Origin of the sequence: Acinetobacter sp. WCHA45 (assembly GCF_002165255.2) — a bacterium.
Taxonomy (GTDB): Bacteria; Pseudomonadota; Gammaproteobacteria; order Pseudomonadales; family Moraxellaceae; genus Acinetobacter.
Window position 1 is genome coordinate 2,676,859 of record NZ_CP028561.1, and the last position, 19,468, is coordinate 2,696,326.

20 protein-coding genes and 1 pseudogene are annotated in these 19,468 nt (G+C 41.1%); 8 read left to right on the plus strand and 13 right to left on the minus strand.

All coding sequences use genetic code 11. The features are described from left to right. Positions 1–141: 141 nt before the first annotated feature. A complete protein-coding gene (locus tag CDG55_RS14260) occupies positions 142–744 on the plus strand; it encodes a hypothetical protein (protein WP_087536719.1) in 603 nt (200 codons plus the stop codon). 75 nt (positions 745–819) lie between these two features. Here the strand turns inward: CDG55_RS14260 and CDG55_RS14265 are convergent, their stop codons facing one another. The 10 genes from CDG55_RS14265 to CDG55_RS14310 form a co-directional block, all read right to left on the minus strand. Beyond that, entirely contained in the window at positions 820–1,239 is a 420-nt protein-coding gene (locus CDG55_RS14265) for a F0F1 ATP synthase subunit epsilon (RefSeq protein ID WP_004665198.1), read from the minus strand. Positions 1,240–1,256: 17 nt separating this feature from the next. After that, positions 1,257–2,651 (minus strand): F0F1 ATP synthase subunit beta, encoded by a 1,395-nt coding sequence (atpD, locus tag CDG55_RS14270; protein WP_004798063.1) that lies wholly within the window; start codon positions 2,649–2,651, stop codon positions 1,257–1,259. 30 nt (positions 2,652–2,681) lie between these two features. After that, positions 2,682–3,551 carry a F0F1 ATP synthase subunit gamma gene (gene atpG / locus CDG55_RS14275; protein WP_004905540.1) on the minus strand — a complete coding sequence of 290 codons (870 nt, stop codon included), beginning with the start codon at positions 3,549–3,551 and terminating at the stop codon, positions 2,682–2,684. Between the two features lie 77 nt (positions 3,552–3,628). After that, the gene (atpA, locus tag CDG55_RS14280; protein ID WP_004777723.1) at positions 3,629–5,173 is read right to left on the minus strand and encodes a F0F1 ATP synthase subunit alpha; all 1,545 of its coding nucleotides are present in this window, start codon (positions 5,171–5,173) and stop codon (positions 3,629–3,631) included. Positions 5,174–5,215: 42 nt separating this feature from the next. Then, complete coding sequence (locus CDG55_RS14285) at positions 5,216–5,752, minus strand: F0F1 ATP synthase subunit delta (RefSeq protein ID WP_004905545.1); 537 nt, start codon at positions 5,750–5,752, stop codon at positions 5,216–5,218. Positions 5,753–5,764: 12 nt separating this feature from the next. After that, the gene (locus tag CDG55_RS14290) at positions 5,765–6,235 is read right to left on the minus strand and encodes a F0F1 ATP synthase subunit B (protein WP_004905548.1); all 471 of its coding nucleotides are present in this window, start codon (positions 6,233–6,235) and stop codon (positions 5,765–5,767) included. A 39-nt stretch (positions 6,236–6,274) separates the two neighbouring features. Then, complete coding sequence (atpE, locus tag CDG55_RS14295) at positions 6,275–6,520, minus strand: F0F1 ATP synthase subunit C (RefSeq protein WP_000424060.1); 246 nt, start codon at positions 6,518–6,520, stop codon at positions 6,275–6,277. An 82-nt stretch (positions 6,521–6,602) separates the two neighbouring features. Continuing rightward, the gene (gene atpB, locus CDG55_RS14300; RefSeq protein ID WP_004665210.1) at positions 6,603–7,478 is read right to left on the minus strand and encodes a F0F1 ATP synthase subunit A; all 876 of its coding nucleotides are present in this window, start codon (positions 7,476–7,478) and stop codon (positions 6,603–6,605) included. Between the two features lie 99 nt (positions 7,479–7,577). Beyond that, positions 7,578–7,976, minus strand: coding sequence for an ATP synthase subunit I (locus CDG55_RS14305; RefSeq protein ID WP_087536718.1), 399 nt, complete (start codon positions 7,974–7,976; stop codon positions 7,578–7,580). Between the two features lie 171 nt (positions 7,977–8,147). Continuing rightward, positions 8,148–8,987 (minus strand): metal ABC transporter substrate-binding protein, encoded by an 840-nt coding sequence (locus tag CDG55_RS14310; protein WP_087536717.1) that lies wholly within the window; start codon positions 8,985–8,987, stop codon positions 8,148–8,150. Positions 8,988–9,203: 216 nt separating this feature from the next. Here CDG55_RS14310 and CDG55_RS14315 point away from each other — a divergent pair, with 216 nt between their 5' ends. From CDG55_RS14315 to CDG55_RS14345, 7 genes are all read left to right on the plus strand, one after another. Then, a complete protein-coding gene (locus tag CDG55_RS14315) occupies positions 9,204–9,701 on the plus strand; it encodes a transcriptional repressor (protein ID WP_087536716.1) in 498 nt (165 codons plus the stop codon). Next, positions 9,674–10,462, plus strand: a complete 789-nt coding sequence (gene znuC, locus CDG55_RS14320; protein WP_087536715.1) for a zinc ABC transporter ATP-binding protein ZnuC — start codon at positions 9,674–9,676, stop codon at positions 10,460–10,462. The genes CDG55_RS14315 and znuC overlap by 28 nt, the downstream gene beginning before the upstream one ends. Before the next feature lie 3 nt (positions 10,463–10,465). Next, entirely contained in the window at positions 10,466–11,275 is an 810-nt protein-coding gene (znuB, locus tag CDG55_RS14325) for a zinc ABC transporter permease subunit ZnuB (protein WP_087536714.1), read from the plus strand. Between the two features lie 164 nt (positions 11,276–11,439). After that, a complete protein-coding gene (locus CDG55_RS14330; RefSeq protein ID WP_005155317.1) occupies positions 11,440–12,360 on the plus strand; it encodes a Dyp-type peroxidase in 921 nt (306 codons plus the stop codon). A gap of 128 nt (positions 12,361–12,488) precedes the next feature. Continuing rightward, positions 12,489–14,366 carry a M48 family metallopeptidase gene (locus CDG55_RS14335; RefSeq protein WP_087536713.1) on the plus strand — a complete coding sequence of 626 codons (1,878 nt, stop codon included), beginning with the start codon at positions 12,489–12,491 and terminating at the stop codon, positions 14,364–14,366. A gap of 159 nt (positions 14,367–14,525) precedes the next feature. Then, positions 14,526–16,325, plus strand: coding sequence for an arginine--tRNA ligase (gene argS / locus CDG55_RS14340; RefSeq protein ID WP_087536712.1), 1,800 nt, complete (start codon positions 14,526–14,528; stop codon positions 16,323–16,325). Between the two features lie 191 nt (positions 16,326–16,516). Continuing rightward, positions 16,517–17,122, plus strand: coding sequence for an SPOR domain-containing protein (locus CDG55_RS14345; RefSeq protein WP_087536711.1), 606 nt, complete (start codon positions 16,517–16,519; stop codon positions 17,120–17,122). A gap of 61 nt (positions 17,123–17,183) precedes the next feature. Here the strand turns inward: CDG55_RS14345 and CDG55_RS14350 are convergent, their stop codons facing one another. From CDG55_RS14350 to CDG55_RS14360, 3 genes and pseudogenes are all read right to left on the minus strand, one after another. Continuing rightward, entirely contained in the window at positions 17,184–17,837 is a 654-nt protein-coding gene (locus CDG55_RS14350; RefSeq protein WP_087536710.1) for a glutathione S-transferase family protein, read from the minus strand. Between the two features lie 95 nt (positions 17,838–17,932). Beyond that, positions 17,933–18,342 (minus strand): annotated as a pseudogene (locus tag CDG55_RS14355) (OsmC family protein). Then, on the minus strand, positions 18,339–19,286 hold the full coding sequence (locus CDG55_RS14360; RefSeq protein ID WP_087536709.1) for a pirin family protein: 948 nt from the start codon (positions 19,284–19,286) through the stop codon (positions 18,339–18,341). Before CDG55_RS14360 ends, CDG55_RS14355 begins: the two are co-directional and overlap by 4 nt. Positions 19,287–19,468: the final 182 nt, after the last annotated feature.

The window sequence follows — 19,468 nt, forward strand, 5'->3', positions numbered from 1 at the left end:
CTATTCTTTTCTATTTTAAATATTAAATCCAATTTCTATAGGTTTCATCTCGCAAAAATGTTGGTCAATTGCAACAATCATTTTTTTCTTCATTTTTTATCATTATAGTGCTCGCTTCTCATAAGCTATTATATTTTTGCCATGATGGAAAATTTATCTATCAAAGCCACTCTCTCAACCATAACACTTTTGGCAGCATCGTTTTTACTTACAGCTTGCGATCAGACTCCACCAGAAAATAGCTATTTAGAAAAAAATAGTGAATTCGAGCAACCATCAGTGCGAGATGGAGAAAAAGAGATGATGAGTAAGGCTACAATTTCAGAAGAAGAAAATTTAAGTAATGGCAATATGCTGAATATTGCTCGAGATATCGCAAAATTACAGCTTGAGACCGATGATTATGTGGCCCTATTAAAACAGTCGCAAAGCAGTCTTGAACAGGCGATTCAGGAACAAAATGTTGAGCAACTGCAAAATACCACAGGTGAGCTTAAACAGGAATTATACGGACTGCATGACACTTTACTTTCACTAAACCTAAAAAGTGATGAGGTTGACCAGATTCGCCAGAGTCTACTTACAGCCAACCAGCAACTTCTGAGCATGCCTTTGCTGCATGGTCAACTGGACATTGCCCAGCTAGATTTTGCAAAAATTGAAAAGCAGTTCAACGCCATTCAAATGGATATGGTGAAACTGGCAACCTTAGTACTCGGCAATAAAGATGATTCAAACGCTTAAAGTCCGTTTATTTTAATTTTCGATCCCATATAAAAAAGCCACCTTTCGGTGGCTTTCTCAATCTTAAATCTGCAATTACATTGCACGATTCTTGATTTTACGGATGGTTTCAAGCTGAGCCGCAGTTTCGGCAAGCGCAGCAAGAGCAGCAGCCGAGTCCAAATCACTCTTTTGATTTGCTAACAATTGTTCAGCTTGTTTACGAGCTTCCATAATTGCAGCTTCATCTAAGTTGTCAGCACGGATTGCAGTATCTGCAAGCACAGTAACAACATGAGGTTGAACTTCTAACACACCGCCTGATACATACACGATTTCTTCTGTACCATTTTCCAACTGAACACGGATCGGTCCCGGTTGGAGTAAAGTTACAAGTGGCGCATGCCCTGGTAAAATACCTAGCTCACCACCCGCACCTTTTGCGATTAACATCGTAACTTGTCCAGAGTAAATAGACTCTTTAACACTTACGACATCACATTGCATAGTCGCCATGAGATGATCTCCTTAAATTAGAGTTTCTCAGCTTTAGCAATCACTTCGTCAATACCACCAACCATATAGAACGCTTGTTCTGGGATGTGATCGTATTCACCAGCTAATAGACCTTTAAAGCCACGAATAGTTTCTTTAAGCGGTACTAATTTACCAGGAGCACCAGTAAATACTTCAGCTACGTGGAATGGTTGAGAGAAGAAACGTTGGATTTTACGCGCACGGTAAACAACCAATTTATCTTCTTCAGCTAATTCATCCATACCCAAGATTGCGATAATGTCTTTAAGCTCTTTATAACGTTGCAATACGTTCTGTACAGAACGTGCAATTTCATAATGCTCTTGACCAACAACCAATGGATCTAACTGACGTGAAGTAGAGTCAAGTGGATCGATCGCTGGATAAATACCAGAAGATGCGATGTCACGGCTCAATACTACTGTTGCATCTAAGTGAGCAAACGTTGTTGCAGGTGATGGGTCAGTCAAGTCATCCGCAGGTACGTATACAGCTTGGATCGATGTGATCGAACCAGACTTAGTCGACGTAATACGCTCTTGGAGAACACCCATTTCTTCTGCAAGTGTCGGTTGGTAACCTACTGCAGATGGCATACGACCTAACAATGCTGATACTTCAGTACCCGCAAGTGTATAACGGTAGATGTTGTCGACGAATAATAATACGTCACGACCTTTACCATTTTCGTCTTTTTCATCACGGAAGTATTCAGCCATAGTCAAACCAGTTAACGCTACGCGTAAACGGTTACCTGGTGGCTCGTTCATCTGACCGTAGACCATTGCTACTTTGTCAAGAACGTTAGAATCTTTCATTTCGTGATAGAAGTCGTTACCTTCACGAGTACGCTCACCAACACCAGCAAACACAGATAAACCTGAGTGTGCTTTCGCAATGTTGTTGATCAACTCCATCATGTTAACGGTTTTACCAACACCCGCACCACCGAATAAACCAACTTTACCACCTTTCGCGAACGGGCAAAGTAAGTCAATGACTTTAATACCAGTTTCTAAAAGATCAGTAGAAGCTGCTTGTTCAGCATAAGAAGGTGCTTGACGGTGAATCGGCAAACGTTCTTCAGTCGCTACAGGACCTGCTTCATCGATAGGGCGACCCAATACGTCCATGATACGACCAAGCGTAGCAGGACCTACTGGAACAGAAATCGGTGCATTTGTGCTAGTTACATTAAGGCCACGTTTAAGACCTTCTGTAGAACCCATTGCGATGGTACGAACAACACCATCGCCAAGCTGTTGCTGAACTTCTAAAGTAGTTTCAGTACCGTCAACTTGGAGAGCGTCATAGATCTTAGGAACGCTATTGCGCTCAAACTCGACGTCGATAACCGCGCCGATGATCTGAATGATACGACCGCTACTCATTGCTGTCTCCTCAATTCAAACTTAATAATGTTAAACGGCAGCGGCACCGCCAACGATCTCGGAAATTTCCTGAGTAATCGCGGCTTGACGCAGCTTGTTGTAAATGAGTTGTAGGTCTTTAATCAATTGGCCTGCGTTGTCTGTCGCTGCTTTCATTGCGACCATACGAGCAGACTGCTCACATGCAACGTTTTCAATCACACCTTGATAAACCATAGACTCGATGTAGCGAACCAACAAACCATTTAACAATTCTTCTGCTTCTGGTTCGTAGATATAGTCCCAACCATAAGTACGGTTGAGATCATCGCCTGCTTGCGCTGGTGCTAAAGGAACAAGTTGTTCTACTTTAGGCTGTTGAGTCATCGCATTGACGAAACCATTTGAAACGAGGTAGATACGATCTAATTCGCCTTTATCAAATGCATCAAGCATAACTTGTACAGAGCCAGTTAACTGTTCCAAACTCGGCGCGTCGCCAAGTTGGGTCGTTGCACCAAGCACTTTACCGCCGTAATTCTTAAAAAACGAAACCGCTTTTTGACCAATCAAAGCAAATTCAACTTCAATTGACTGCTCTTGTTGTGCTTTGACATGCTGCACAACTTTCTTGAACAAGTTAATGTTCAAGCCACCTGCCAAGCCGCGATCTGAAGACACCACGATATAGCCAACGCGCTTAACAGGGCGATCAACCATATAACGGTGTTTATATTCAGGATTTGCTTGAACTAAGTGAGCAATTACACGGCGCATATTATCGGCATACGGACGGCCTTGAGCCATGCGCTCTTGCGCACGACGCATTTTAGAAGCAGCTACCATTTGCATCGCGCGAGTAATTTTCTGCGTGCTTTTGATACTAGCTACTTTGGCGCGAATTTCTTTTAAATTTGCCATACGCTTAACCTAGTATTCGAAAGCTCTTTCGAGCTTCCGAAGGTTGATCCGTGAACCAAACTTAACTAAAGATAAACTTAGTAAGTTTGAGTCGCTTTGAAGCTCTCAATACCTGCTTTGAATGCTGCTTCGATGTCTTTGTTATAATCACCAGTTTCATCGATCTGTTGCATTAACGCAGCATGTTCTGAACGGAAGTAAGCAATTAACGCAGCATCAAAGTCTACGATTTTCTTCACTTCAACGTCAGCCATGTAGCCTTCGTTAGATGCATAAACAGATACAGCTTGGTCAGCAATTGAGTAAGGAGCATATTGTTTCTGCTTCATTAACTCAGTTACACGTTGACCATGCTCAAGTTGCTTACGTGTTGCTTCATCAAGATCAGAAGCAAACTGAGCAAACGCAGCCAATTCACGGTATTGTGCTAAAGCAGTACGGATACCACCAGACAATTTTTTGATGATCTTAGTTTGAGCAGAACCACCAACACGCGATACAGAGATACCCGCGTTCACTGCAGGACGAATACCTGCGTTGAATAATGATGTTTCTAAGAAGATCTGACCGTCAGTAATCGAAATTACGTTCGTTGGTACGAATGCAGATACGTCACCCGCTTGAGTTTCAATGATCGGTAACGCAGTTAAAGAACCAGTTTGACCAGTTACTGCACCGTTCGTGAACTTCTCAACATAGTCAGCTGAAACGCGCGAAGCACGCTCAAGAAGACGTGAGTGAAGATAGAATACGTCACCTGGATACGCTTCACGACCTGGTGGACGACGTAATAACAATGAAATTTGACGGTAAGCAACAGCTTGCTTAGACAAATCATCATAAATAATTAACGCATCTTCACCGCGGTCACGGAAGTATTCACCCATTGTACAGCCTGAGTACGGAGCTAAATACTGCATAGCTGCAGGATCAGCTGCCGCAGCTGCGACAACAGTTGTATACGCCATAGCGCCAGTTTCTTCTAGCTTACGTACAACGTTTGCAATTGTTGATTGTTTTTGACCAATCGCAACGTATACACATTTAATGCCAGAGTTTTTCTGAGCGATGATCGCATCGATCGCCATTGCTGTTTTACCAGTTTGACGGTCACCAATGATCAACTCACGCTGACCACGACCTACAGGGATCATGGTATCAACTGATTTATAACCAGTTTGAACAGGTTCGTCGACAGATTGACGCCAAATTACACCTGGTGCTACTTTTTCAACAGCATCAGTTAGTTTTGCATCAATAGGGCCTTTACCATCAATTGGGTTACCCAAAGCGTCTACGACACGGCCAAGAAGTTCAGGACCTACCGGCACTTCTAATACACGACCTGTACAACGAGCTTTTTGACCTTCTTGAAGGCTTAGGTAGTTACCTAAAACAACGGCACCCACTGAATCCTGTTCTAGGTTCAGTGCCATACCAAATAAGCCGCCGTCGAATTCGATCATTTCACCGTACATTGCATCCGCAAGACCGTGAATACGCACGATACCGTCAGATACCATGACGATGGTACCTTCATTCTTAGCGGTCGCGCTGGTGTCCAGATCGCCGATACGCTGTTTAATGAGCGCACTGATCTCGGATGGATTCAGTTGTTGCATTGCGCTATTCCTCAATCTTTTTTAAGTTCAGTCTTTTTGCTGTTACGCAAGAAGACGAGTCCGCATTTTTTCAAGCTTGTTAAGCGCAGAGTCATCTATCACTTGGTCGCCTGCACGAATCACAACACCTGCGATTAACGCCGGATTAACGCTAACAGTCACATGTACAGTTCTGTTAAAACGTTTTTCAAGCGCATGAGCTAAAATATGCTCTTGTGTCGCATCCATTGGAAAAGCAGATTCAATCTCCACTTCCAACGTGTTGTTGTTCTGCGATTTAAGTAATTCGTATTCTGCAGCAATTTCAGGCAATAAAACTAAACGATCGTTATCTGCAAGAAGTGTCAAAAAGTTAGACACTGATTGAGATTGATCTTCACCTAAAACTTTCGCAAAAAGACCTACTTGTTCCGCAGGAGTCAGCTCAGGGCGATTTAAATAAGCGGAAAATGCTTCGTCTTGCACCGCAGCACTGAGCAGTTGTAACGCATTTGACCAAGCGTCAGTTGCATTCTGCTCAGATGCATAAGCAAATGCTGCTTTGGCGTACGGGCGTGCTAACGTCAAGAGTTCAGCCATATTTCGCCTCGCTTATAGTTTAGCAGCCAGCTGAGTCAGCATGGCATTATGAGCTTCTGCGTCAACTTGTTGGTTCAGAATTTTTTCTGCGCCAGCAACTGCCAAAGCAGCAACTTGTTGACGTAATTCTTCGCGAGCAGCATTGATGTCTTGATCAACAGTTTCTTTCGCCTGTTGACGGATACGCTCACCTTCAGCCGCAGCCTGGGTACGCGCTTCTTCTACCAATTGTGCTGCACGACGGTTCGCTTGTTCGATCAATTGAGCCGCTTGTGCTTTCGCTGCATCTAATTCTGCCTTAACTTGTGCTTGCGCATCAGCAAGGTCAGCTTTAGCTTTTTCAGCAGCGTTTAAGCCATCAGCGATTTTACGCTGACGCTCACTAATCGCATTGATTAGTGGTGGCCAAACAAACTTCATGCAGAATGCGACGAACATCGCAAATGCAATTGCTTGACCAATCAATGTGAGGTTGATATTCATTTCGCTATTCCTCAATATGTGGATTTAGGAATTAAGCTATTAACCTACAAATGGATTAGCGAAGATGAAGAACAAGCCAATACCAACACCGATCATAGGCACAGCATCAAGAAGACCCGCGATTAAGAACATGCGAGTTTGAAGTTGTGGAGCCAATTCTGGTTGACGAGCAACAGCTTCTAAGAAGCGACCACCTAAAAGACCAAAACCAATCGCAGTACCTAAAGCACCGAAAGCGATCAAGATAGCAGATGCAATTGCAACTAGACCTAAAGTGAGTTCCATGAAAAATTCCTCAGAGGTTAGGTTATTACCAAATTAAACTAAAATTTAAGCCTAACCATCGATTGATAATTAGGCAATACCATTAATGCTTTTCGCTTGCCATGCTCAAGTAAACGATGGTCAGCATCATAAAGATGAATGCTTGTAACGTAATTACAAGAATGTGGAAAATAGCCCAAGGCACAGATAACGCCCATTGAATCCAGAACGGTAATAACGCGATTAAGATGAAGATTAACTCACCCGCATACATGTTACCGAACAGTCGTAGAGCCAACGAAACTGGTCGAGCAAGAAAAGTTACTAATTCCAAAATCAAGTTCACTGGAATCAATAACGCTTTTGCAACTGGGTTACTTGGGTTAAATGGGTTAAGTGCCAATTCACCGACGAAACCGCCGATCCCTTTTTCACGAATACTATAGAACAAGATCAGTGCAAATACAGACAATGACATACCAAGGGTAATGTTAGGATCTGTAGATGGAACAACCTTGAAATAAACGTGGTGAGGGTCCATACCAAACACGCTTGCACCAATCTTTTGAGCTAGGAAAGGAATCCAGTCAACAGGAATCAAGTCCATTGCGTTCATGAGGAAAATCCACACGAAGATGGTCAATGATAAAGGAGCAATTAAACGTGATTTGCCGTGGAAAGTATCACGAACACTTGAGTCCACAAACTCGATAATCATTTCGATTGCAGATTGGAATTTAGTTGGAACGCCAGCATTTGCAGCTTTCGCAACTGTCCAAAATAACAAACAGAAAATAACACCAAGTCCGATAGACCAACCCATTGAATCCAAGTGAATTGCAGTGAACCCCATCGAATGAGCTTCTTCAGCAGTCTCAGCCAACTTCCATGTACCATCAGGCATTTTGCCATAGGTCATATTGGTCAAGTGATGCTTGATATACTCGGTCGAAGTAAGGGCATGTTCTTCAGCAGCCATAAATCACACCTGGTCAATGTCAATCATTAAAAAGAAGCGAAGCGAATTCTGCGAACTGCAATAATCTCACTCACACTTCCAAAAAATCTTAAATGTGTTTTAAACTCGTTTTTGTAGACGTGACACCCAAAATGGCGCGACCCACGACATGGCCTGAACGAGGATAAATCCACAAAACAACGCAACCGCTGACAACGGCTTGACATTGCTCAAAATTAAAATAAAACCCACGATCACGATTGCAAACTTACCCAGCATCCCTCGATACATGTTCAGCATGACTTGTTTTGATGCTCTTGCGCCTGCCGTTCTAAACGACTGCCAGGCAAAATAACAATGCGCCAACCAACAAACCAGCGCTCCAAGCGCAGCACTCAGGGCAGCAGTAGTGTCTTTTATCACCCATGCAAGCAAAGCTGCAACAGGAATCATACACGCCTGTAAGAAGACCAAAGCTTTTGCTAATCGTCGGTCAATCAAGCGACTAGTTCGGCTCATTTTTTACCCACTTACAGCATAACTGCTTGACAAGTTTTAATCATGATTGTTTCGAATCGCAGGCATTATAGAGTTACACCCATGAACATGCAATCTTTTCTCGACTTAAGTCTGTTTTTTTCGCTGGTCCATTTTTTGACGATAGAGTCAACTGGTTTTTTATTTTTCTCATCAATTTTGTGTACTTAATACGCATTTATCAGTTTTTGTAGCCAATTTTTTCCATGCCGCAACAAAATTATCTTGACCACGCATACTTTCATCAACTGGTTGGAACACGACTGGATTTAGCTTTTGATATTGACCACGACTTGCTGATGTTTCAGCCAACAAGCACATTTGTGTTTTAGGGCGACTATCTTTTAAGAATTTAATTTGAGCTACTGTAGGTGCAATATGAGGATCATCAGTCAATGCTCCAGCAAATTTCAAATTGAGTGCTCTTTCTAAATATTGATAGGCATCATGATAAGACCAATAAGGTTTTGCTTTATTGGAACTTTCATATTGCTGTGAAACCTGCAGCATTTGTTGCGAAAACTCTTTTGCATTCGCCATGTATTTGGCTTTATTTTCTGGATATTGTTGTGAACGTAAAGTTGCAATAAAGAAAGCGATTCGCACTGCATTGTTTGGCTCTAACCAGACATGACTATCTACGGTGTTTGCCAATGCAGCACCACGCAAACTACGCTGCGGTAAAATCGTCAAAATACCAGAATCTAAAAGTGCAATTGCTTTAGGGTTTTGATTAAGCAACTTATCTAAAGGCGCTTCATGTACTTTACCTAGCCACAATACCAGCGAAGCATCTTGAATCGCCTTACGATGAGCGGGTGTGAGTTGTACATCATGTCCTGTTTGATCGCCAAGTAAAAGAACAGGCTCTTCTATGCCTGCTGTAACCTCTTTAGCAATTAAATAAATTGGATGCGTTGAAACAACTAAACTTTGAGTCCATCCCCATGTGCTTAACATTGAAAAGAAAACAAATACTATTAGGCGGGACATCACAACATTACTCAACTCAGCGAAGCGTGTTATATTATAACAAAAGTTAAAAAACACCTATGTCTTTTTTAGATTTGTCGCGCTCGCCTGCCGAGCTTCAACTTATATAGATGGTTATATTGAATTGCATGTTATGATAATGGGTCTATTGCAATATCATAAAGCCGATGAGCGAATGAAAAGCAATAGATTCTACAAAAACAATGAGGTCTACCTATGAGTTCTTGTTCACATGAACATAACAATGCTTTACATGGTGTTCACGGTCATCACGATATTAAGGCTCGCATTGCTGAAGCAGAAATTTTGTGTACTGCAGTTGGCGCTCGCTTAACACCTTTACGTAAAGAAGTGCTTGAACTCATTCTAAATGCTTCTGCTCCAATGGGCGCTTACGATTTACTGGCTAAAATCAAAGGTCAAGCAGACCGCCCTGCTGCCCCACCTACAGTTTATAGAACTTTAGACTTCTTATTAGAAAAAGGTCTAATTCATCGACTGACCTCAATTAATGCCTATATTCCTTGTTGCCACCCACGTGAAGGGCATCAAGCTGCTTTTCTGATCTGCACTGAATGTCATTCAGTGAAAGAGGCTTCAGCACAGGGATTAATTCAACAGCTCGATCAACTTGCTGCTTCTGACCAATTTGCTGCCCAACACAGCATTATTGAAATTTCTGGAAAATGTCATCAGTGCAACACACGCCAATAAGCGCTCCACTTATTCAGTTGGAGAATATTTCTGTTCGACGTGACGAACGAGATATTTTAAGAAATATTGATTTTGCATTACAGGCAAAAGAAATTGTGACGCTAATTGGTCCAAATGGTGCAGGTAAATCAACTTTAATTAAAGTACTGCTTGGCATCATGGCACCCAATAAAGGCAAGGTGCTCTTTTCCAAGAAATTAAAACTCGCTTACGTTCCACAGAAATTCAACCCTTCTGCCAGTCTTCCATTACGGGTTCAAGATTTACTGGATCTAGAAGTTTGTGCCGCTGATTTACGCGAAGAAATTATCCGGGATACGGGCATTCAAAAATTACAAGCCTCTAAAGTACAACAACTTTCAGGTGGCGAACGACAACGGGTTTTACTGGCACGTGCACTACTCCGCCAACCCGATATCCTAGTGCTTGATGAACCCATGCAAGGTTTGGATATTCAATCCGAAGCTGAGCTTTACGACTATGTGAGAAGCCTTCCTGAACGCTACGGTTGTGCAGTATTGATGGTGTCACATGATTTACAATGGGTAATGCAAGGCACGCATCGCGTTGTTTGTCTGAATAAACACATTTGTTGTAGTGGTTTACCTGAAAGTATTCAGCAGCATCCTGAATACCAAGCGATTTTTGGTACGCAACGGATGTTCTATCAGCACCATCACAATCATTGTGGACATAGCGATCATGCGGAACCCTGTTCTCATGATCCACGTCCACACATTCACCCTGAACCGAAGGTCTAAGCGATGATGGAATGGTTACAACTGCTATTACCTGCTTGGATCATGGGGTCACTTTTGGTATTTCTGACAGCACCACTCGGCTGTCTGATGCTTTGGCGCAGAATGTCTTTTTTTGCTGATACCATGGCACATGGCACGCTATTAGGCGTCGCTATTGCAGCCTTACTACATCTACCCTTTTGGTTAGGGGTCGCTTTTCTGGCTGCTTTACTGGTTGGTATTTTATGGGTACTGCATGACTCCCGCCTCCCTAATGATGCCTTACTCGCATTAAGTTCAGCGACATTACTGTGCTCTGGTTTGTTATTAATTCAGCATATTCCGAGTTTACGCCCCGAATTATTAAGCTACTTATTTGGCGATCTTCTTAGTATTGAATGGTCTGATTTACCCATGTTTGCGGTCGTGATTGTAGGTTCGCTTATCGTTTTGTATCGTTCATGGTCTGCACAAATTCAAATTGCAATTGATCCCGATATTGCAATGAGTGAAGGGGTGAGAGCCAATTGGCAACGCTTGATTTTCATGCTGTTATTGGCGCTATTTACAGTACTTGCGCTCCGTGCTGTTGGCTCACTCCTTATGGGTGCATTACTGGTGATTCCTGCACTAAGCGCACGCTTACTTGCACATTCACCTAAACAAATGGTGATTTGGGCATTCTTACTGGCTCAATTGGCTGTGACGGTTGGCTTATGGTCTAGTGCGGCGTTAAATATTGCCACAGGTCTCAGTATCGTTTTATGTATGGCGCTTTGCTTTGCCGTTATTTTTGCAGTACAAAAATTCTTACCGAATTTTAAAACCAATTAAATGTTTCCAATCTTAGCATTCAATACTTGGATGCTATGTCGACTATTATTTTAACGATCACCAATATCGTAAAAATCGTCAAAAAATAAGCTATTAAGCACTGCTCACATCGGGCAAAATCATCTCTTTGTATCATTTAAAAATAACGAACCAAGGAGAGCTTCATGACTGCTCAATCCGTCATTCTTCCATTACCATCTGATCATGCTCGTTTTATTGTTTTGCGTTTAAAAGATTTAAGCATATCTGAACTCAAACAGCAGATTGAAGCTCTGCTCTCAACCCGTGATCGTCTGATTACCCAACACCCTAACGATCAAATTAAAACAGCGATTGCCTTTGGTCCTGAGCTTTGGTCAAAGCTTTATTCTCAGACACCTGAGGACTTTAGACAGCTTGACCCGCAACATGGGGCTTTTGACATGCCTGTGGTTCCCGCGGATGTATTTATACACATTGCGAGTGCTCGTGCTGATATCTGCTTTGCGATCAGTCAAGCTTTCTTCAATGGTATTCAAAGCAAAGTTGATGTTTTAGATGAGCGTGCTTGCTTCCGTTTCTTTGATGGTCGCGATATGACAGGCTTTATTGATGGTACAGAAAACCCTCAGTTCCCAGATGACCGTGCTGAAGCTGCGCTCCTTGCAGAAACAGCAGGGGCTTTTGCAGATGGCAGCTTTATTTTTGCACAGCGCTATATTCATAATTTAGCAAAATGGCAACAACTCAAAGTCGATGCTCAAGAACATGTTTTTGGACGTACCAAACTTGAATCTATTGAACTTGATGATGACATCAAACCCCAAAATTCACATGTCGCACGTACTGTGGTAGAAGATGAGGATGGCGAAGAAATGGAAATCTTGCGTCACAGTTTGCCTTATGGTGATGGTAAAGGTGAACAAGGTCTATTTTTTGTTGCCTATACCAATAATTTGAGCATTATTGATGCCATGTTAAAACGAATGTTCGGTACCACAGGTGATGGTATTCATGACCGTTTATTGCATTTCACTACTGCGATTGATGGGGCATATTATTTCGCACCAAGTGATGAATTACTCGAAGAAGTTATTGAATTATAAAATTTAGAATTGAAAAGAATAAAATTTCTTCAATATAATAAAAAACTTTGCAGCATAAATAGTATCTAACTCAATCTAATATGCTGCAAAGAGAATTATTTAAATCATAATCAGTTTAAAGAAAAAATATGAACAATACGCAATATTCAGAAAATGAAAGATTTGAAAAGCTCATTCTCCAGCTACAAGAGAAAATCAAAAAAAATCCTAAAACCTATCAATTAAAAGTATTTATGCTGGCTATTTTAGGAAATTTATATATAGGAATCATGATTTTATTCTTATTAGCCCTCATTCCCTTATTACTGATGTCGATTCTATTTTTAAAAGCTTTTGCAATTAAACTCATTCTAATCGTTGGTTTTTTTATTTGGGTCATTTTACGATCTTTGTGGGTTAAGCAAATACCACCTCAGGGTTATGCAATTACTGCTACGGATGCTCCTGAATTATTTGAGATTATTCATAAATTACAACAACAGCTCAATGCACCTGATTTTCATAAAGTGCTTATCGTAGAAGACTTAAATGCTGGCGTTGTTCAAATCCCTCGTTTTCTAGGTTTAGGCTCTTCTCAAAATTATTTATTGTTAGGGTTGCCATTACTTAAGTCCTTAACCGTAGCACAATTTACTGCGGTTCTAGCTCATGAGTTTGGTCATCTCGCAAAAAATCATGCACAATTTTCAAACTGGATTTATCGTCAACGTATTCGTTGGACGCAGTTAGTCGAGGTATTAGAACAGAACCAAAGTCGAGGAGACTTCTTATTTAGACCTTTTCTCAATCGCTTTGTCCCATACTTTACGGCTTATTCTTTCCCTCTTGCACAGGCAAATGAATATGAAGCAGATGCCATCGCGGTTCAACTAACCTCTTCGCAATCTACAGCCGAGGCATTAACCACTGTGAGTATTATTAGCCAATATCTTGATGAAAAATATTGGACTGAAATTTATAAACATGCGGATGATATGCCACAACCTGTGATGACACCGTTCTTTAATCTCACCCATGCTCTGACACATGAATTAGAGAAAGAAAATACTACAGCATGGTTGTCAGTGTCGATGCAACAAATGACAACGCATCTTGATACGCATCCATCATTACAAGATCGTTTAAAAGCAATTGGGGTAGTTCCTGAGTTTAAATACCCTTCTGCTGAACAACGTGCAGATCGCCTACTTGGTAAGCAACTCGAAAAAGTGACCGCCAATTTTGACCAAATGTGGCAAAGTAATATTTCTTCTTCGTGGCAAGAAAGATACCAGTTCATCCAAGGTGGCAAACAGCGCCTTATAGAACTTGATCAAAAACAACAGAGCGATGATTTGAATATTGATGAAGCATTTGAACGTGCTCAACTCACGCTCTTTATTGCCAAACAAACAGAGCAAGCATGTCAACAATTGGCAGCACTTCATGAAAAAGCACCAGAACATGCTGAAATTTGTTTGGAATATGGCAGAGCATTATTAGAAAAAAATGATGATCAAGGTTGTGTCTACATGATTCGTGCCGCAGAACTGAATGAATTTATGAAGACAACTTGCTATGAAAGACTACGTGATTTTTATTGGCAACAAGGACAACCAGATCAAGCTCAACATTATCACCACTTACTTGTAGAGCGTCTTGAATTAGAGAGTCTTGCACAACAAGAGCGAAATCAGCTTCACTTAAACAATAAGTTCACCCCACATGATTTAAGTTCAATCGAGTTACAACAGCTCACAGATGCATTGAGCAAAATCAAGGATTTAAAGAAAGCATATTTCGTCAAAAAGAAAGTTGATTATTTGACACATTTACCCTGTTATGTCTTGGCATTTTCAACGACTCGTTGGTACCAATTCACCAATAAAAAGCGAATTGAGGATGTTTTACAAGAAATTCAAAATAATATGCCATTAAATCAAGCCGTCTTAATTTTAAGTATTGAGGGAGATAATTATAAATTTGGCCGCAAAATGCGATGGATTAAAGGTTCTCGTATTTTTTAATCTATAACACAAGAGAAGAGATGTTGTAAGCACAGCATCTCTAATCAATAAACTCGAAAGATTTATATGAATATGTTAATTCCACTTCAATCACTCTCCCCTTAAGCTGCTAAAATTTGCTATATTTGACGTTTTTCTGCGACATTTATTTCGGTAACTATGAATACGGCAATACAAGCAGCTCTTGATCATGCGGTACAATCCCTTCAACAACAAGGGGTACTTCCTTCAGATTGGACAAACACGAGCCATTTAACCCGTACCAAAGACCGAAGTCACGGTGACTTTGCATCCAATATTGCTATGATCGGCTCTAAAGCTGCTGGTATGAAACCACGTGATTTAGCTGAAAAAATCTTAGCAGCACTACCTGAAGTCGCTGACATTACAAAAGCAGAAATCGCAGGGCCTGGTTTTATTAACTTCTTTCTAAACGCAGACCAACGCTTCGCTGTACTTGATCAAATTCAAGCACAAAAAGACCAATATGGACGCAGCCAAGCCAATGCAGCTAAAAAAATCCAAGTCGAATTTGTTTCTGCAAACCCAACATCTAGTCTGCATGTGGGACATGGTCGTGGTGCAGCTTACGGCATGACTGTTGCCAACCTTTTAGAAGCAACAGGTGCACAAGTTGACCGTGAATACTATGTCAATGATGCAGGACGCCAAATGGATATTTTGGCAACATCAACTTATTTACGTTATTTAGAATTGACTGGGCAAACGCTTGTTTTCCCTAAAAATGCCTATCAAGGCGACTATGTTAAAGAAATCGCACAAAGCATTATTGATCAAGATGGCGATGCACACGTTCGTCCAGTTGCTGACATTTACAACGATGTGCCTGAAGATGTTCAATATGCTGAAGAACTCGATGCCGAAGGCAATAAAGTTATTCTGTCTGGTGATAAAGAAAAACACATTGATGGCTTAATCGCCAATTCACAACAACAGTTAGGTGCGGGCTATCGCGTATTTCACCAAGCGGCTTTACATGCCATTTTGGATGATATCAAAGATGACCTTGCTGACTTTGGCGTGACTTTTGATGAATGGTTTAGCGAAGCTTCGCTAACCGAAAAAATTGATGAAGCACTTGCGACGCTTGATCAACGTGGCTTTCTCTATGAAAAAGATGGCAATATTTGGTTTAAATCAACTGAATTTGGCGATGAGAAAGACCGTGTGGTCAAACGTCGTAATGGTCAAACCACTTATTTTGCATCTGACATTGCTTACCATTTGAATAAACTGCAACGTGGTTATACTGACTTGATTGATATTTGGGGTTCAGATCACCACGGTTATATTTCACGTGTAAAAGCTGCGATTGATGCAATGGGTTACGACTCTAAAAAACTGACTGTTCTTTTAGTTCAGTTCGTGAGTTTATGGCGTGGTGGCGAGATGGTACAAATGTCATCTCGTTCAGGTCAATTCGTGACTTTACGTGATCTACGTAAAGAAGTCGGCAACGATGCGGCGCGTTTCTACTACGTGATGCGTAAATCAGAACAACATATCGACTTTGATTTAGACCTTGCCGTTTCTCAAAGCAAAGACAATGCGGTGTACTACATTCAGTATGCCCATGCACGTGTAAATAGTATTTTGAACCGCGCAAAAGAGAAAGGCATTACGTTTGATGTCGCATCTGCTCGCCAAGTTGCTAATCTGTTAGCATTAGAGACTGAAACAGAGATTCTCGCTAAATTAGCAGCTTATCCTGAAATTTTGATTCGTGCTGCAAATGTCTACGAACCACATCAAATTGGTAATTATCTAAAAGACTTAGCTGCGCTATTTCATGGATGGTATGCTCAAGATGGCGTTAAATTTGTTGATGAAACAAATATTCCTTTATCACAAGCGCGTTTATTACTTTCAATTAACGTACAACAAGTTTTACGTAATGGCTTAGAGTTACTGGGTGTATCTGCTCCTGAAGCGATGTAATCAATACACAGTTGCAATAAAAAGTTTGAATCTGAAATATTGTTGTTAACAACGCTATACAGATCTACTTTTAAACTTAGCCTATCATTGGTCGGCAATATCTTAAACAAAGCATTATTTTCAAACATAATGCTTTGTTTTTAACCAGATTCAAGTTACAAATAATCTAATAGAATCAAGAGGAATTTCAGGTGTTTGGAAAAACGCAACGTGGTGTATCTGAACGACCAAACAAACCCAAAAAACCACTCATTCCAAAATGGTTGGGAATGCTTGTCGCGATTCTTGCGATTCTATGTGTTGGTGTCATGCTCATGCTATGGCAACCATGGCAACCTGTTCCAGCAAAAAATCAGGTAACCTCCGATCATTATCAAGAAGAAGATACCAACAAAGATTATCGTTTCTACGATTTGTTGCCACAACAACAAGTTACTCCAATCCCTGAACAGGCTGTCCCTGAAACCAAACAACAAGGTAATGTCGTGATTATTGAATCACCAAAACCTGAAACGACCACTGAAGATCCAATAACGATCACCTCGACTGAACCAACTGCACCAGATCAAGCCAGTTATATCTTACAAGTACGTAGCTATCCTGATCCTGACAGTGCTGATGCACGTCGTGCAGAAATTATTCTGAATGGTTTATCTGCCGATGTTATAAAAACGGTTGAAAATGGGCAAACATGGTATCGTGTTTTCTCTGGTCCTTATGATAGCCAAGATGCAGCACTTGCTGCTCAACAAACCCTGCAACATAGCGGCATTGATTCAATTGTAATTAAACGATAAAAATCTTCATGAATGAAAAAAGGGAGAACCAGTTGTTCTCCCTTTTTTCATGTTTGAAAATTTATGCGCACTGTGAATTTAAACTTTTCTGCTCAGCTCGCTGAAACGCTGGACGCTGCTGAATACGCTGGACAAAAGCCTGAATGTTGGGATATTTCCCGTGTAGTCGATTTTGAATTGCAATCAGTGGAAATGCCATTTGAATATCTGCAAAAGAAAAAGCTCCAGCAAAATAATCATGCTCTCCCAAATACTGCTCCAGATATAGCATATGTTCTTTCATTCGAGGGCGAACAAAGCCAGCTTTCACGCCATCGGTAATTTTTTCAGCAACAGGTCGAATAATCCACGGAACATGCTTACTCACATTATTGATGACGAGAGTCATCACCAATAAAGGCATGAGAGAGCCTTCAGCGTAGTGCATCCAATACGAGTATTGGAGCTGATCTTTGAATTGCTGCGGTTTGAACTGTTGTTTAACATCATACTGCTGTTGCAGATAATCTAAAATAACAGCCGACTCCACAATGACATTCTCATCATCCACCAGAATTGGTGCTTTACCTAGCGGATGAATCTGTTTCAAACTTTCAGGAGCTGCGTAGCTAGGTAATCTCTGATAATACTCAACTTGGTAGTCCATACCAAGCTCTTCTAATGCCCACAAAATACGGAACGAACGTGAGCATTGTAGGTAATGTAAGGTAATCATTTTTGTGCCTGCTTTGTCTACGCAACTGCTGTATGAATCCCTCTCACAGTTACGTTTAGAATTATGATTTGCCCAAGCACAATAGCATTTTAGTCTCAAACAATCACGGTTTGTATGTCTAAACTGCGTAACAAAGTTTTCGTCACCGGTGTTTTACTACATACATTCAGCAGCTTTTCTTGTAACACTTGTGATGGAATCTGCTCAAATATAATACGATGTGTCATCTTTTCTTGCTGTTCGCGGTTGGTATGAAAATCAACTTCAACACTGAAAATCACCCAAGTTTATTTGCTTATGCTGCGCATACATGCCTAAGGTAATCATGGTACATGATGCTAAACTTGCAGTCAGAAAATCATAAGGTGCAGGTCCCGTGTCATGTCCACCAAAAGATTCGGGTTTATCTGTTAGAAATTGGTGTGAGCCACTTATCACCTCTCTTTTCCACTCCTTTCCACGGTTCGGCTAAAACTTGAACTTTTGCACTCGCAATCACACTCATTTTGAAGCCCTCATTTGCTCAGGCAGTACAGGTGCTTCGAGACGCTTCCCTTGATAATCAGGAATTTCACCAAAACGGGCATCATGATTGATCCAATCTTCTCGTGCTTGTTGCAAATCTTGCATCGTACGCCCAACAAAATTCCACCACAGCAAAATTGGTGATTCAAACGGTTCACCCCCGATGAGTAACACACGATGACCTTCAGTCAGTTCAACTTCGATTTCAGTCAGCCCCGTTTCCAACACCACCATATTATCGGCATTGAGTTCATGCCCATTGACCTGAGCAATGCCTTCAAGTGCCATAAAAGCATATTCAAAGTTTGGATTGAGTGGAATACGGGTTTTAGTATTCGCTTGTGCGGTTAAGTCCACACCAACCAAAGGTGTATGTACTTGCACAGGAGAAACCATATCAAGAAAATCCCCCACTAAAATGGTAAATTCAACCTGATCCTTACTGACCACCGGTAGTTCTGGATAATGCTCAAACTTTGGCTCCATATTGCGCTTGTCATCAGGCAAAGCAATCCAAAGCTGTGCTGCATGCATTTTAGTTTCAGTATCAGGTGCAACTTCGGTATGCGAAATTCCTCGCCCCGCCGTCATTAAATTCACTTGCTTAGGACGAATCAGTTGTTTTGAACCAAGACTATCGGTGTGCATCATGGTGCCTTCAATCATCCATGTAAAAGTCTGCAAACCAATATGTGGATGCGGTCCTACATCCAAACCATCTCCAGCGGGAAAACTCACTGGCCCTGCATGATCCAGAAAACACCATGCCCCCACCAAACGCTTTTGACGACTCGGCAAGGCTCGCTTAATGATTGTGCCCTTACCAATTTCTGCCGAGCGAATCGTAAATTCTTGAATAAACTGATTGATATAAGTTTCACAATCTTTTGAATCAGAAATATCGTAATTGTTATTATTACTCATGATATTACTCTCTTTTACCTATGCTATTGCAATGAGTTGTTTTATTGATCTTAACAATATCAACAGTATTCAATATAGTCTTTTGGTAATACACAGAGTGCTATGCATGAGACAATCTGTATTATTATTCAACTTTTGCGGGTAATTTAGTAAAGAAATTCTTCTTTGTTTGTTGTATGCCA